Source organism: Mesorhizobium sp. M0910 (assembly GCF_040319465.1).
Taxonomy (GTDB): Bacteria; Pseudomonadota; Alphaproteobacteria; order Rhizobiales; family Rhizobiaceae; genus Mesorhizobium.
Window position 1 is genome coordinate 1 of sequence record NZ_JAMYNZ010000007.1, and the last position, 15446, is coordinate 15446.

Consider the following 15446-nt stretch of genomic DNA (forward strand, 5'->3'; position numbering starts at 1 on the left):
ATCCAGACCATCGACCTCAATGCAAGCCAACGATAGGATGGCAAACTGTTCGCGATGTCCTCGCACACCTGTTCGCGATGTCCCCGGTCCAAACACCCCCTTGAGGGGGAGATGGCCGCGAAGCGGCCAGAGGGGGTCGGTCCGACCGGGCTCGGCCCCTTATCGCAGGCGCAAGAGGTCGGTGCTCCATGCGAGACGACCCCCTCTGTCGCCCCCGGCGACATCTCCCCCTCAAGGAGGGAGATTCGCCATCCTGTTGATGTCAGAAAACCTTCATCGTTTCGAAATGTGCCTGAAACATTGAAGCTGGAGCTTGGCGGCGACGTTCAACGCCATCCAGGAGACAGCCATGAACAAGATTTCGATGACGCGGCGCGCTTTCGTCACGTCGGCCAGCGCCGTTGGCCTGGTCGGCGCGTCGGGCCTCGCGCTTCCCTATTACTCGCGCGCCAATCAGCGCCCGGCCTTTACCCACGGTATCCAATCCGGCGACGTCGACGCGACCAGCGGCATGGTCTGGGCGCGCACGGACCGGCCGTCGCGCGTCATGTTCGAAGTGTCGCCGACGGAGAGCTTCGCCAATGCCGTCCGCCTGGCGCCGCTCGATAGCTCGCCGGCCAGCGACTATACGGTGAAGCGGCTGCTTACCGATCTCGCCTCCGACCAGGACATCTTCTACCGCATGGTCGCGGCCGATCTTTCCGATATCAACGCCGTTTCCGAGCCGATCATCGGCCGCTTCCGCACGGCACCTGCCTCGAAGCGCGACATTCGTTTCGCTTGGTCGGGCGACACCGCCGGCCAGGGCTGGGGCATCGACGACACCGGCATGAAGACCTACGCCACGATCGCCAAGCACACGCCGGACTTCTTCCTGCATTCGGGCGATACGATCTATGCCGATGGCGCGATGAAGGACGAGGTCGACCTGCCCGGCGGCGGCAAGTGGAAGAACACCGTGCTGATCGACGAAAAACGCAAGGTTGCCGAGACGCTGGATGAATACCGGGGTCAGTGGAAATACAATTTGATGGACAGGAACGTGCTGGCGCTGAACGCCATCTGCCCGACGTTCTACCAGTGGGACGACCACGAGGTGGTGAACAACTGGTCGGATTCGAAGGATCTGAGCGCCGACGACCGCTACACCGAAAAATCCATCCATGTACTGGCGGCACGCGCGGCGCGCGCCTTCCACGAAATGACGACGATCCGCTACGAGCCGTCGGAGCCCGGCCGTGTCTACCGCAAAATCGCCTATGGGCCGCTGCTCGACGTGTTCTTCCTCGACATGCGTTCCTATCGCGGCCCCAACGGTCCGAATATGCAGGAGACGATGACGCCGCAATCGCGCATCCTCGGCGAACAACAGACGAAATGGCTGAAGCGCGAGCTGGCGAATTCCAATGCAACCTGGAAAATCATCGCCGCCGACATGCCGCTCGGCCTCGTCGTCTGGAACGACGGCACCAAGAAGGTCGGGGCTGAGGCAATCAGCAATGGCGACAATGGCCCGGCCAAGGGGCGCGAGCTGGAAATTGCCGACCTCCTTCGCTATATAAAGAACGCGGGGATCAGCAATACCGTCTGGCTAACCGCGGACGTGCATTACACAGCCGCGCATTATTACAATCCGGACAAGGCGCAGTTCCAGGACTTCAATCCGTTCTGGGAATTCGTTTCGGGTCCGATCCACGCCGGCACATTCGGACCGAATGCTTTCGACATGACTTTCGGCCCGGAGCTGAGGTTCATCAAGGCACCGACCGCCGAACAGGGTCAGAACCTGCCGCCGTCGGCCGGCCTGCAGTTCTTCGGGCTCGTCGACATCGATGGAGCCACCGAGCAGTTGACGGTGCGGCTGATGGATCGCGACGACAGCGAACTCTATAAGGTCACGCTCGATCCGGTGCGGTCGGCGTGAGATTGCCTTTTAGGACCACCCCGAAGGTGGATGTGCATCAATCGGGATAGCAGACGACGGGAATCTTGGGCCAGACGGCGCTGTCGCATCCGGCGTTTTTTTGCCTTTGCTTGAAGGCGGTGCTGACCGGTCCGGTCACCACCGGGTCGACGCCGTCCGGAGCATCGGCAAAAAGCTGCTCTGCCGAGCGCTTGTCGGACGGCAGAGCAGACCGCGTCTCCTTGGACGGCGCGGCCGATTGCGCCGCGCTTGCCGCGAGGAGGACGGCGAGCGCGGTACATGCCAAAATCGGCCGGAGTTTGATGCCTGTCTCGATCATGAAATTCGAACTGTCCGGACCACGAAAGGTTCCGCCTTGGTTAATAATTCCACTTCACACCAAGATATTTAAGATTTGGTGACTTTATTTGGTGGCTCGCCTCCTCTTTCGCAAATGCGAAAAACCCTGTATGAGCCGCCCAACCGAAAGAGGCAGCGCCTTTTGGCCTGCTGCCTGCAACGCTCCCGAGACCGAAACATGAAAATCCGCAATATCGCGATCATCGCGCACGTCGACCATGGAAAAACCACCCTCGTCGACCAACTCCTGAAACAGTCCGGCTCGTTCCGCGACAACCAGCGCGTCGCCGAGCGCGCCATGGATTCAAACGATCTTGAAAAGGAACGCGGCATCACCATCCTGGCCAAGGCGACCTCGGTCGACTGGAAGGATACCCGCATCAACATCGTCGACACGCCCGGCCACGCCGATTTCGGCGGCGAGGTCGAGCGCATCCTGTCGATGGTGGATTCGGCCATCGTGCTGGTCGACGCCGCCGAGGGCCCGATGCCGCAGACCAAATTCGTCGTCGGCAAGGCGCTCAAGGTTGGACTGAAGCCGATCGTCGTCATCAACAAGATCGACCGGCCGGATGCCCGCCATGTCGAAGTGGTCAACGAGGTGTTCGACCTTTTCGCAGCACTTGACGCCACCGACGAGCAGCTCGACTTCCCTATCCTTTACGGTTCAGGCCGCGACGGCTGGGTCTCGGAAAACCCCGAAGGCCCGAAGGACCAGGCTCTGGCGCCGCTGTTCGACCTCGTCATCAAGCACGTGCCGGCGCCGACCGTTCATCCCGGCCCGTTCCGCATGATCGGCACCATCCTGGAAGCCAATCCGTTCCTCGGCCGCATCATCACCGGCCGTATCGAATCCGGCACGCTGAAATCCAACCAGGCGGTCAAGGTGCTGCACCATGACGGCACCCAGGTCGAAACCGGCCGCATTTCGAAGATCCTCGCCTTCCGCGGGCTCGAGCGCCAGCCCATCGAGGAAGCGCAGGCGGGCGACATCGTCGCCATCGCCGGCCTGTCGAAAGGCACTGTCGCAGACACCTTCTGCGACCTGTCGGTGACCGAGCCGCTGCACGCGCAGCCGATCGATCCGCCGACGGTGACGATGTCTTTCCTCGTCAACGATTCGCCGCTGGCCGGTACCGAAGGCGACAAGGTGACCAGCCGCGTCATCCGCGACCGCCTGTTGCGCGAGGCCGAAGGCAATGTCGCGCTGAAGATCGAGGAATCACCTGACAAGGATTCGTTCTTCGTTTCCGGCCGCGGCGAATTGCAGCTGGCCGTGCTGATCGAGACGATGCGCCGCGAAGGTTTTGAGATCGCCGTGTCGCGGCCGCGCGTCGTCATGCAGAAGGGCGATAACGGCGAATTGCTGGAGCCGGTCGAGGAAGTCGTCATCGACGTCGACGAGGAGCATGCCGGCGTCGTCGTGCAGAAGATGTCGGAGCGCAAGGCCGAGATGGTCGAGTTGCGCCCTTCGGGCGGCAATCGCCAGCGAATCGTCTTCCACGCGCCGACGCGCGGCCTGATCGGCTACCAGTCGGAACTGTTGACCGACACGCGCGGCACCGCCGTGATGAACAGGCTGTTCCATGCCTACGAGCCTTATAAGGGTGAGCTGCCGGGTCGCACCAACGGCGTGCTGATCTCCAACGAACAGGGTGAATCGGTGGCCTATGCCATGTGGAACCTGGAAGACCGCGGCCCGATGGTCATCGATCCCGGCGTCAAGGTCTATCAGGGCATGATCATCGGCATCCATTCCAGGGACAACGATCTCGAGGTCAACGTGCTCAAGGGCAAGAAGCTGACCAACATCCGCGCCGCCGGCAAGGACGAGGCGGTGAAGCTGACGCCGCCGATCCGCATGACGCTGGAACGCGCGCTGGCCTGGATCCAGGACGACGAGCTGGTCGAGGTGACGCCGAAGACCATCCGCCTGCGCAAGCTCTATCTCGACCCGAACGAGCGCAAGCGTTTTGAGAAGTCGGCGAAAGTGGTCGGCGCGGCATAAAGGGCAATACCGCGCAGTGAGCGGTAAACTCGTCACGGCTGTCATATACGACAATCGACGCGAGGCCGAAGTTTGCGTGTCGATGCTCGACGCGTATGGAATTTATGCTCTCGCGAATTATCTTCTCGACACGGGCAGGCTCGGCTTGATCCATGTGCAAGTCGCCGACAGCGATCTCGATGCAGCCAAGGGTTTGATCGGCTCGGCCTCCAAAGAGGGCGATTGACCCCTGGCCGCAACTGTCTCCGATTGCGGATGCCCTTGCCGTCGCCTCATCCGCCGGCAGCCGAAATGATGTCGTCCCGGTCTGGTTCGCCAGACAGGTGGATGCGGATCGCCGTTCCCGTCCGCGCCGGCCTGCGCAAGGCTTTGGCTCCGTCCGGACTAATGACCAGCAATCGTTTCTCTTCCCAAACCTGAAGCCGCGATCGCGAGACACCGAGTTCGCTGGCGAGCAACCGGTCGAGCCGCAGCGATGTCGGCGTTTCGAGCCAGAGCTGGAGTTCGAGAGCGGTGGTGTTTCCCAGCCTGTCGCCGAGCACCTCCTTTTGAACGGCGGCTTCGGCGAACTCCTCAACGCGCCCGATACTGCTTCGCAATGCGGCAACATCGAAGGCATGGCGCCGCGCCAGGACCGGATCGTTGCTTTCGAGCGCCTGCAATATTGCCGGTTCGATATCCCGGCGGCTGCAGCGCTCCAGAATGCCGAAATTCCAGGAATTGTCGCAGTCGATGCAGCGGTAGATCAACCAGGCGTCAATGCGCTTGCCATTGGCATTGACGCGGAATTTGCCGCTGCAGCGATAGGCTTTCAGGCCGCCGCAGCGATTGCAGTTGAGGTGAGGTCGAGGTGCGGTTTTGGGCGCGATCGCCCAGCGGATGAGCAGTATCGAAGGCATGCCGAAAAGCCCTTCCCGTCGGGAAGTTCGTCAGATCGGCGATATCGAGAACCCCTTGCGGGCACGGCGTGGCGAGAGACTGCGGCAGTTGGAAATCAGGTGTCGCGGGTGGTTATGCGCGACAGCGGTTCAGCAGTGCCAAACCGGTCTCGAACCGCCACCCTGAAGAACAGGTCATGTGAAAACAGGCACCGCGACTGCGACGCCCTGCTCTGTGTTGGGGGAGTTGACGAGACCGGCGGTTACGTAGGCAAAGTGAAGCTCGGAAAGGATTTCGGAACGACATCTCTAGCCGTGAGGTGCCTGGCGGACAAGCCTTCTTTCGGTAGACGCTACCGTCGCCGGAACAGTTGGGTTATGTTGAACACCCCAAACACTTCAAACGAGACCCCGTCATGCATTTCACGTCGCTGCTGATTTTTGCCGGCGCCCTGCTTGTTGCCGCCGGCTCGCCCGGCCCGTCGATTGCCGCTCTTGTGGCGCGGGTCATCGCAAAGGGCTTCCGCGACGTGTTTCCGTTCCTGCTTGCGATGTGGATCGGCGAAGCGATCTGGCTGTCTCTGGCGGTGTTTGGCCTCGCCGTGGTGGCGCAGACGTTCCATTATGCCTTTGTCGTCGTGAAGTGGGCCGGCGTCAGCTATCTCGGCTGGCTTGCCTGGAAGATGTGGACGGCACCGGTCGAGGCGAAGGAAGGTTCGCTGCCGCGCGAAGATTCTCCTGCCAAGCTGTTCTTTGCCGGCATGGCTGTGACGCTCGGCAACCCCAAGATCATGATGTTCTATCTGGCGCTGCTGCCGACCATCATCGACCTCGGTTCGGTCAGCGTGGTCGGCTGGGTCGAGCTGACGGCGACCATGGCAGTGGTCCTGGTCGCCATCGATTTGACCTGGGTGCTCGCCGCATCGCAGGCGCGCAAGCTCTTGAGAAGCAAGCGGGCGATGAAGATCGCCAACCGCATCAGCGCCGGCACCATGGCCGGCGCTGCGGCGGCGATCGCGGCGCGGTCCTGAGCCGGCGCGTCAACCCATTTCGATGATCGGCGCGATCTCGATACTAAAGGCTGGGTCGGTCAAGATAGGACAATCCTTGGCCTTGCCGACGGCATCGTCGATGTCTTTTGCTTCGATGATGGTGTAACCAGCGGTCGGATTGCTGCCGCCGTTGTTCTCGACCTTGCCGCCAGGCAGCACGGTCTTCGACATGCCGACTGGATTGCCACCGTCGACCACCGCTGAGCCGAGCTTGCCGTACCAGCCGGTCCAGGCATCCATCGCTGCCTTCCGTTCGGCCTCCTCGGTCGGCATCTTGCCTGAGCCATGATAGACGTAGAGAAATTTCGCCATGTTCTCCTCCTCTGATCGGCGGCATCGAACCGGCATGCGGTCATGCCGCATGCCGATCATCTGACCAAACCGGCAAACAAGCAACGAGAATGCGAAGTAGCTAATATAATGTGCGGTTGGCTCGCAACAGCGGTGCCCTATCGCGCCATCGCGTGGTATTCATCGTTCGGCCGCATATCGATTGCCGATGCCAGCCGGTTCGACATGTTGAAGAATGCCGCGGTCGAGGCGACATCCCATATGTCGCGGTCGGAAAAGCCGACTTGCCGCAGCGCCGCCCGGTCCGCTTCGACGATCTTTGCCGGTTGCTCGGTCAGCTTCACCGCGAATTCGAGCATGGCGCGTTGCCTGTCCGACAGCTTGGCGGCGCGAAAATTCATCACCATCATCTCGCCGAAGGCGGGGTCGCCGGAAAGCTGGCGCACCGCCGCGCCATGCGCGGCCAGGCAATAGTAGCAATGGTTGACCGAAGAGACGGCGACCGCGATCATCTCGCGCTCGAGTTTCGACAGGCCGGATTCACCCAGCATCAAATCATTGTACATGTCGGTGAAAGCGCGCAGCTTCTTCTCGTCGAAGGCATAGGCGAGTAGCACATTGGGAACGAGGCCGAGTTTCTCCCGGCATTTGGCGAAATAGGCCTTGGTCGCGTCGCTCAGCTCCGCCGGTGCCAGGTCAAGCGCGGTGATTTTGTCCGTCATGGCGGATTTCTCCTCGTTTTTCGCCAGGCTGCCGGTGAATTCCGACATTTCGTCGCAAGCCGTCAAACCTTTGTCGCCAAATACCCTCATCTGTTAGCATAGCCGCAAAAACATGCGACGGGAGGGACTCATGGCCAGTGTAAAGTCAGCGAGCCGGTTGAAAAAAGCCGGCCTGACGAGGGGTGAAGCCGCGGGTGGCGAAAAGCCCGGCAGGCTTGCCGACTACCTGCTGGCCCGAGCTCCGGCCGAAGATGTCGCCGCCTACGACGTCATCGATCTCGAACGCGCTGCCGAACTCGCCGGCCGCGCAGTGGCCAGGCACAAGAAGGACGACTGCGTCGTTGCTATAGACGTCGATTCCGGTGTCGTCCGCCAGGGCCGGCCGATGACGGTGATCACCGTCGTCAACGACAACATGCCGTTCCTGTTTGATTCCGTCCTCGGCGAAATCACCGAGAGCGCGGGCGAGCCGCTGCTGGTTACCCACCCGGTCATAGTCGTCAGGCACGGCAAAAACGGCGTCGAGGAAATCCTCGGCGACGGGGGTTATGCCAAGGGCGACCACAGCCATGACCGGCTGAGCGTCATCCATGTCCATATCGGCCGCCTTTCGGCCGAGCAGGCTGAAGGTCTGGCCGCACGCCTGACCAAGCTGCTCGGCCAAGTGCGCGCCGCCGTCACCGACTGGAAGCCGATGCTCGCCCGCCTCGACCAGGCGATCTCGGAATTCCGCTACTCGCCAGTGCCGCTCGACAAGGCCCATGTCACCGAGGCGATCGCCTTCCTCGAATGGCTGCGCGACGACAATTTCACCTTTCTCGGCATGCGCGAATTCAACTACACCGGCGGCGAGACGAGCGGCATGCTCGAGCGGGCCGAAAAGCCCGGCCTCGGCATCCTTTCCGATCCCGACGTGCTGGTGCTCAGGCGCGGCACCGAAGCGGTAAGCACGACGCCGGAAATCCGCGCTTTCCTGCATGGGCCGGAACCGCTGATTGTCACCAAGGCCAACGCCAAGTCATCGGTGCACCGGCGCATCTACCTCGACTACATCGGCGTCAAGACCTACACCGGCAAAGGCGTGCTTTCGGGCGAGCTCCGCATCGTCGGCCTGTTCACGTCGACTGCCTATACGCGCTCGGTGATGAAAATCCCCTATCTGCGCTCGAAGGCGGAAACCGTCATCGCCAAATCCGGCTTCAATCCAAGCGACCATTCCGGCAAGGCATTGATCAACGTGCTGGAGAGCTATCCGCGCGACGAGCTGTTCCAGGTTCCGGTGCCGATCCTGCGCAAGCATGCCGAAGCCATCCTGGGCTTGATCGAGCGGCCGCGCGTCAGGGCATTGGTGCGTGTCGACCAGTTCGACCGCTTCGTCTCCGTGCTCGTCTTCGTGCCGCGCGACCGCTACGACAGCGTCGTGCGTGAGAAGATCGGCACGTATCTGAAGACCGTCTTCGAAGGCCGGCTGTCGGCCTATTATCCGGCGTTCCCGGAAGGCGGGCTGGCGCGTGTCCATTTCATCATCGGCCGCTCCGGCGGCAAGACGCCGAAGGTCGAGCAGGCGACGATCGAGGCGGCGATCCGCGACATCGTACGGACCTGGGACGATGCACTGCGCGAGACCGCGACAGAGACCGGCGCCGATGCGAGACTCACGGCCATCGCCTCGCGTTTTTCGGAAAGCTATCGCGACAGTTTTCCGCCGGCCGTGGCGCTGGCCGACGCCGGGCGCATCGCCAAGCTCGATGCGTCAAATCCGATCGCCATCGACTATTACCGTCACGCCGTCCAGAAGCCGCATCAGGCTGCGCTGAAGATCTATCACCACGGCAGCCCGGTGGCGCTGTCGCGGCGCGTGCCGGTGCTGGAAAACATTGGTTTCCGCGTCATCAGCGAGCGCACTTTCGAGGTCGGCGACAATCAATCCGGCATGGTCTTCATCCACGACATGGAACTCGAGAACAGCTACGGCAGGCCGATCGACCTCGGCAATGGCGGCGCGCTGTTCGAGGATGCGTTCCTTTCCGTCTGGCGCGGCGATGTCGACAATGACGGCTATAACGGCCTTGCCCAGACCGCCGGCCTGTGGTCAGGCGAGATCACCGTCCTGCGCGCCTATGGCCGCTATCTGCAGCAGGCCGGTATCCCGCAGAGCCAGGATTTCATCGCCGCCGCGCTCAATCGCTATCCCGAGATCGCCCGCGGCCTGCATGCGCTGTTCGTCGCCCGCCTCGGCCCGACGGCGGAAACGGAAGGTGTCGTCCAGGCCAAACATTTGAAGGCCAAGATCACGGATGCGCTGGAAGACGTTCCCAACATTGATGACGACACCATCATCCGCCGTTATCTGAACCTGATCGAGGCCTCGCTGCGCACCAATCATTTCGTTGCCGATACGAAAGAGAAAGGCCAATCGCTGGCGATCAAGCTCGATTCGCAATCGGTGGACGGGCTGCCGGCGCCGCGGCCATGGCGGGAGATCTTCGTCTATGGCTCTGAGGTCGAGGGTGTGCATCTGCGCTTCGGCCCAGTCGCGCGCGGCGGCCTGCGCTGGTCGGACCGTGCCCAGGACTATCGCACCGAAGTGCTCGGCCTGGTCAAGGCACAGCAGGTCAAGAATGCGGTGATCGTGCCGGTTGGCGCCAAGGGCGGTTTCTACCCGAAAAAGCTGCCGATGAGCGCCGGGCGCGACGCCATTTTCGAGGCCGGCACAGCCGCCTACAAGAATTACGTTTCCAGCCTGTTGTCGATCACCGACAATATCGGCCTGGACGGCGTCATCCCGCCGGCGGGCGTGGTGCGGCGCGACCAGGACGATCCCTATTTCGTCGTCGCCGCGGACAAGGGCACGGCGACCTTCTCGGACATCGCCAACGCCATCAGTGAAAAGCACGGCTTCTGGCTCGACGACGCTTTCGCCAGCGGCGGTTCGGCCGGTTACGACCACAAGAAGATGGGCATCACCGCCAAGGGCGCCTGGGAAGCGGTCAAGCGGCATTTTCGCGAGATGAACCGCGACATCCAAACCACTCCGTTCACCGTCGTCGGCGTTGGCGACATGTCAGGCGACGTGTTCGGCAACGGCATGCTGCTGTCGGAGCAGACCCGACTGATCGCCGCCTTCGATCATCGCGACATCTTCATCGATCCCGATCCCGACATGGCGGCTTCGATGGCCGAGCGCCGGCGTATGTTCGCTCTCGCCCGCTCAAGCTGGCAGGATTACGACAAGACGAAGCTGTCCGAAGGTGGCATCATCGTCTCGCGCAGCCAGAAGTCGATCACCTTGCCGGCCGCCGCGGCTGCAGCGATCGGCCTCGGCAAGACAACGGCCACGCCGGTCGAGATCATGAGTGCCATCCTCAAGGCGCCGGCAGACCTTTTGTGGTTCGGCGGCATCGGCACCTATGTCAGAGCATCGGGCGAGACCAACCAGGATGTCGGCGACCGTGCCAATGACGCGATCCGCATCACCGCGCTCGACCTGCGCGCCAAGGTGATCGGCGAGGGCGCCAATCTCGGCGTCACGCAGCGGGCGCGCATCGAATTCGGATTGAATGGCGGCCGCTGCAACTCAGACGCGATCGACAATTCGGGCGGCGTGAACTGTTCCGACGTCGAGGTCAACATCAAGATCGCGCTGGCTTCCGCGATGCGCAAGGGATCGTTGACCCGGCCGGCGCGCAACAAATTGCTGGCCGAGATGACCAATGAGGTCAGCGCCCTGGTGCTGTCCAACAATTACCAGCAGACGCTGGCGCTGTCGCTTGCCCGCAAGCGGGGCCTCGCCGACATCGCCCATCAGAGCCGCTTCATGGCGGCGCTGGAGGCGCGCGGACTGCTCGACCGTGCCGTCGAGGCGCTGCCGTCGCCGGCGGCCCTTGTCGAGCGCGAGACGCGCGGCGAGCCGCTGACCCGGGCCGAGCTCGGCGTGCTGCTTGCCTATGCCAAGATCGCGCTGTTTTCCGATATCGTCGCCAGCGACGTGCCCGACGATCCGCATTTCGACCGTGATCTCATGGGCTATTTCCCCGATCGCATGGCAAAGAGATATGCGGGAGAAATCCACGGCCATCGGCTGCGCCGCGAGATCATCGCCCGTGTCGTCGCCAATGATCTGGTCAATCGCGGCGGTCCGTCCTTCGTCAACAGGCTGCAGGAAACAACCGGCCGCAGTGCCGCCGATGTCGTGCGCACCTTCGCCGTGGTTCGGGATGGATTTGCGCTGCCGGCGCTCTATCGCCAGATCGACGCGCTCGACAACCAAATCGACGGGCAGATCCAGCTCGACCTTTATCAGGCGGTCAGCCGGCTGATCTATGTGACGAGCGGCTGGTACCTGAAGAACGATGCCGGCACCGCGCCGCTCGGGCAGCGGATCGCCGAGTTGCAGGACGCGCGCAAGGCGCTGGAGTCGAAGCTGGTTTCGCTGCTGCCGGCCTTCTCGCGCGAGCGGATCGAAGAGCGGCGGCACAATCTGTCGAAGGGCGGCGCGCCGGGGAGCCTTGCCGAACAACTGGCGTTGACCGATGTGGCGGAACTCATCCCCGACATTGCCCTGACGGCGCGGACGGCGAATGCTGGCATCGTCGCTGCTGCCAAGGCGTTTTTCGCGGTCAGCGATGTCTTCCGCATCCCGCGCGTCGAAGATGCGGCGCGCTCGATCACCCCCTCGGATTATTACGATCAACTGGCGCTTTCCCGTGCCACCGACACGATCGGCGCGGCCAGGCGCGGCATCGCCGTGGCGGCACTCACCGGCCATGCCGAGGCGGCGGATCCGGTGGCGGCATGGCTGGAGGCCGGCGGCGAACGGGTCGGACGCATCCGCGAGCGGCTGCAGGCGCTGACCGAGGGCGGCGACATCACCGTGTCGCGGCTGTCGGTGGCGTCCGGCCTGATGAGCGATCTGACGGGGCTGTGAGACGTCTTCCATATCGCGCGGGATTGCCGGGAAGAACTGCGCAATAGAGCGAACGGCGCGCTGCTTTTGGGAGCGCCGGAGCATGATGCCGAACCTAACGATCGGCTTTTGGACAAGATCGTGCTCAACAACAAGGTGGAAGCGTCATTCCGATTCGATCAGTATTGAGCAAGCTCCAGCGGAGGGGACATGGCTGAGATGGCAGTGCAGCGGGCGTCGGGACGCGGCATCTGGGGATGGATGCTGTTCGACTGGGCGGCACAGCCGTTTTTCACGGTCGTCACTACCTTCATCTTCGGTCCTTATTTCGTCTCGCGCATGGCCAGCAATCCCGAGACCGGGCAAGCGGCCTGGGGCTACGGCATTGCCGCCGCCGGCCTCGTCATTGCCGTTTTGTCGCCGGTCCTCGGTTCGATTGCCGACCAGACCGGACCGCGAAAGCCGTGGATAGCCTTCTTCGCCGCGGTCAAGATCACCTGCCTCACCCTACTGTGGTTCGCCGCGCCCGGCTCTGATCTTTTTCTGATCGTGGCGTTGTTCTCGCTGGCGTCGGTCGCGGCGGAATTCTCGACCGTGTTCAATGATTCGATGATGCCCCGCCTGGTGCCGAAGAGCGACATCGGCAGGATCTCGAACATGGCCTGGGGGCTCGGCTATCTCGGCGGCATGATCGCACTGATCTTCGTCGTTACCGTCATGGCCGGCTCGCCTGAAACCGGCAAGACCGTTGTTGGGCTGGACCCGATCTTCGGCCTCGATCCCAGGCTCGGCGAGGACGCGCGCGCCACCGGACCGTTGTCGGCGGCCTGGTATTTCCTGTTCATCCTGCCGATGTTCTTCTTCACGCCGGATGCAATCAAAGGCATTCCAATCGGGCCGGCGGTGCGCGAGGGACTGTCGGAACTCAAGTCGACGCTGGCCGAAGTGCGCAAGCGCAGCGGCATTTTTCGCTTTCTCGTCGCCCGCATGATCTATCAGGACGGCGTCAACGCGCTGCTGGCGTTGGGCGGAACGTTTGCGGCGGCAATGTTCCATTGGTCGATTACCGAGATCGGCCTGTTCGGCATCATCCTCAACGTCGTCGCCATAGTCGGATGCCTGGTTGCCGCACGCCTCGACACGGCGCTGGGTTCCAAGTCCATAGTGATGATTTCGCTGGTCATGCTGAGCATCGCCACGCTCGGCATCGTCTCGACCGGCCCGGGCTATACGCTGTTCGGCGCCTGGGTGATGCCCGGCCTGGACGGCGGCGGATTGTTCGGTACGGCGGCGGAAAAAGCCTACATTTTCTACGGCCTGCTGATCGGGCTTGCTTTCGGGCCGGTGCAGGCTTCGTCGCGCTCCTACATGGCGCGCAGCGTCTCCGCGGCCGAATCGGGCCGCTATTTCGGCATCTATGCGCTGGCCGGCCGAGCGACCAGTTTTGCCGCACCTTTCATGGTGGCCACGATCACCCTGGCTAGCGGCTCGGCGCGGCTCGGCATGGCGGCGATCGTGCTGTTCCTCGGCGCGGGCATGGCGATCCTGATCGGCACGCCCTATCCGGCGGATCGGCCGGCGGAGTGATCTGCTCGTCCCTTCTCCCACAGAGGGAAGGGAGGGAGTTCAATGCCTGAAATGCCTCACGCCGGTAAACACCATGGCGATGCCGTGAGCATCGGCGGCGGCGATGACATCGTCGTCGCGCATCGAGCCGCCGGGCTGAATGACGGCGGTGGCGCCGGCTTCGATTGCCGACAAAAGCCCATCCGCGAACGGGAAAAAGGCATCCGAGGCGACGACCGAGCCTTTGGTCAAAGGCTCCGTCAGACCGGCAGCCTCGGCCGCGTCGAGCGCCTTGCGCGCGGCGATGCGCGAGGAATCGACCCGGCTCATCTGGCCGGCGCCGATGCCGACTGTAGCGCCATCCCTGGCATAGACTATGGCGTTCGACTTGACGTGCTTTGCCACGCGAAAGGCGAATTTCAGATCGGCCAATTCAGCCGGCGTCGGAGCGCGGCTGGTCACCACTTTCAGGTCGAGGTCATCGACCACCGCATTGTCGCGGCCCTGGACCAGCAAGCCGCCGGCAACCGATTTCAAGCCAAGGCCCGCCGCGCGCGGGTCGGGCAGGCCGCCGGTAACCAGCAGGCGTAGATTCTTCTTGGCGGCAATGATGCGGACTGCTTCCTCGGACGCCTCTGGTGCGATGATCACTTCGGTAAAGGTCTTGACGATCTCTTCGGCGGTTCCGGCGTCGAGGATGCGGTTCATGGCGACGATGCCGCCGAAGGCAGAGACCGGATCGCAGGCCAGCGCCTTGGCATAGGCCGCGTGCAGCGAAGCGGCTTCGGCGACGCCGCACGGGTTGGCGTGCTTGATGATGGCAATTGCGGCGGAGCGGGTCGGATCGAATTCGCCGACCAGCTCGAAGGCGGCGTCGGTGTCGTTGATGTTGTTGTAGGAAAGCTGCTTGCCCTGAAGCTGGCGCGCCGTAGCGACGCCCGGCCGCCTGTCGCCATTGACATAGAAGCCGGCGCCCTGATGCGGGTTTTCGCCATAGCGCATCACCGATTGCAGCTTGCCGCCGAAAGCGCGCCATGTCGGATGCTCGATCTCGAGCGCCTCGGCGAACCATCCCGAGATCGCCGCATCGTAGGTGGCAGTACGGGCAAAGGCCTTGGCTGCCAGCTTCTTGCGGAAATCCAGCGACAACGAGCCGAAATTCATCTCCAGCGCGTTGAGCACCGAGGCATAGTCGTCAGGGTCGGTGACGATACCGACATAGGCGTGGTTCTTGGCCGAGGCACGGATCATCGCCGGGCCGCCAATGTCGATGTTCTCGACGATCGCCGCGTAGTCGGCGCCGGAGCGGCGCACCTCTTCGAATGGATAGAGATTGGAGACGACGAGATCTATAGGCTCGATGCCGTGGTCGCGCATCGCAGCGACGTGCTCGGGATCGTCGCGCACGCCGAGCAGTGCGCCATGCACCGACGGGTGCAGCGTCTTGACGCGGCCGTCCATGATCTCGGGAAAGCCGGTGAGCTCGGATACGTCGCGCACGGCCATGCCGGCCTCGGCGATCGCCTTTGCGGTGCCGCCGGTCGAAACCAGCTCGACGCCGGCCGAAGCCAGCGCCTTGCCGAAGTCGATCAGGCCGGTCTTGTCGAAGACGGAGAGCAGCGCGCGACGGATCGGAACAAGGTCGGGCGCGGGAATGTTCTTGGCGGCGACGGCCATGGGCTGGCGGCCTTTCCAGTTCTGGTTGGAGAGCGTCCGCGGGCCGTAGCACATGAGGCCCGGAAATCAAGCAGCAAGGCTTG

At 62.9% G+C, this 15446-nt stretch carries 11 protein-coding genes; 6 read left to right on the top strand and 5 right to left on the bottom strand.

Annotation, left to right across the window (positions count from 1 at the left end):
- Positions 1-349 precede the first annotated feature (349 nt).
- A complete protein-coding gene (locus NKH78_RS18205) occupies positions 350-1924 on the top strand; it encodes an alkaline phosphatase D family protein (RefSeq protein WP_352504858.1) in 1575 nt (524 codons plus the stop codon).
- Positions 1925-1961: 37 nt separating this feature from the next.
- Here NKH78_RS18205 and NKH78_RS18210 read toward each other — a convergent pair whose 3' ends face one another.
- A complete protein-coding gene (locus NKH78_RS18210; protein WP_352479551.1) occupies positions 1962-2243 on the bottom strand; it encodes a hypothetical protein in 282 nt (93 codons plus the stop codon).
- Between the two features lie 198 nt (positions 2244-2441).
- Here NKH78_RS18210 and typA point away from each other — a divergent pair, with 198 nt between their 5' ends.
- Together typA and NKH78_RS18220 are read left to right on the top strand one after the other, a co-directional pair.
- A complete protein-coding gene (gene typA, locus NKH78_RS18215) occupies positions 2442-4271 on the top strand; it encodes a translational GTPase TypA (protein ID WP_254817743.1) in 1830 nt (609 codons plus the stop codon).
- 16 nt (positions 4272-4287) lie between these two features.
- Complete coding sequence (locus NKH78_RS18220; RefSeq protein WP_352504860.1) at positions 4288-4497, top strand: hypothetical protein; 210 nt, start codon at positions 4288-4290, stop codon at positions 4495-4497.
- Between the two features lie 46 nt (positions 4498-4543).
- Here NKH78_RS18220 and NKH78_RS18225 read toward each other — a convergent pair whose 3' ends face one another.
- Entirely contained in the window at positions 4544-5170 is a 627-nt protein-coding gene (locus NKH78_RS18225) for a DUF1062 domain-containing protein (protein WP_352504861.1), read from the bottom strand.
- 395 nt (positions 5171-5565) lie between these two features.
- Between NKH78_RS18225 and NKH78_RS18230 the strand changes: the two genes are divergently transcribed.
- On the top strand, positions 5566-6180 hold the full coding sequence (locus NKH78_RS18230; protein ID WP_352504862.1) for a LysE family translocator: 615 nt from the start codon (positions 5566-5568) through the stop codon (positions 6178-6180).
- 9 nt (positions 6181-6189) lie between these two features.
- Here the strand turns inward: NKH78_RS18230 and NKH78_RS18235 are convergent, their stop codons facing one another.
- Positions 6190-6513 (bottom strand): YciI family protein, encoded by a 324-nt coding sequence (locus NKH78_RS18235; protein ID WP_254817740.1) that lies wholly within the window; start codon positions 6511-6513, stop codon positions 6190-6192.
- Positions 6514-6650: 137 nt separating this feature from the next.
- Positions 6651-7214, bottom strand: coding sequence for a peroxidase-related enzyme (locus NKH78_RS18240; RefSeq protein ID WP_254817739.1), 564 nt, complete (start codon positions 7212-7214; stop codon positions 6651-6653).
- A 130-nt stretch (positions 7215-7344) separates the two neighbouring features.
- Between NKH78_RS18240 and NKH78_RS18245 the strand changes: the two genes are divergently transcribed.
- Both NKH78_RS18245 and NKH78_RS18250 read left to right on the top strand, forming a co-directional pair.
- Positions 7345-12141 (top strand): NAD-glutamate dehydrogenase, encoded by a 4797-nt coding sequence (locus tag NKH78_RS18245; protein ID WP_352777846.1) that lies wholly within the window; start codon positions 7345-7347, stop codon positions 12139-12141.
- A gap of 189 nt (positions 12142-12330) precedes the next feature.
- Positions 12331-13707: an MFS transporter gene (locus NKH78_RS18250; RefSeq protein ID WP_352740051.1), complete on the top strand. Its 1377-nt coding sequence runs from the start codon at positions 12331-12333 to the stop codon at positions 13705-13707.
- A 39-nt stretch (positions 13708-13746) separates the two neighbouring features.
- Here NKH78_RS18250 and purH read toward each other — a convergent pair whose 3' ends face one another.
- A complete protein-coding gene (gene purH, locus NKH78_RS18255; RefSeq protein WP_352740049.1) occupies positions 13747-15363 on the bottom strand; it encodes a bifunctional phosphoribosylaminoimidazolecarboxamide formyltransferase/IMP cyclohydrolase in 1617 nt (538 codons plus the stop codon).
- Positions 15364-15446 lie beyond the last annotated feature (83 nt).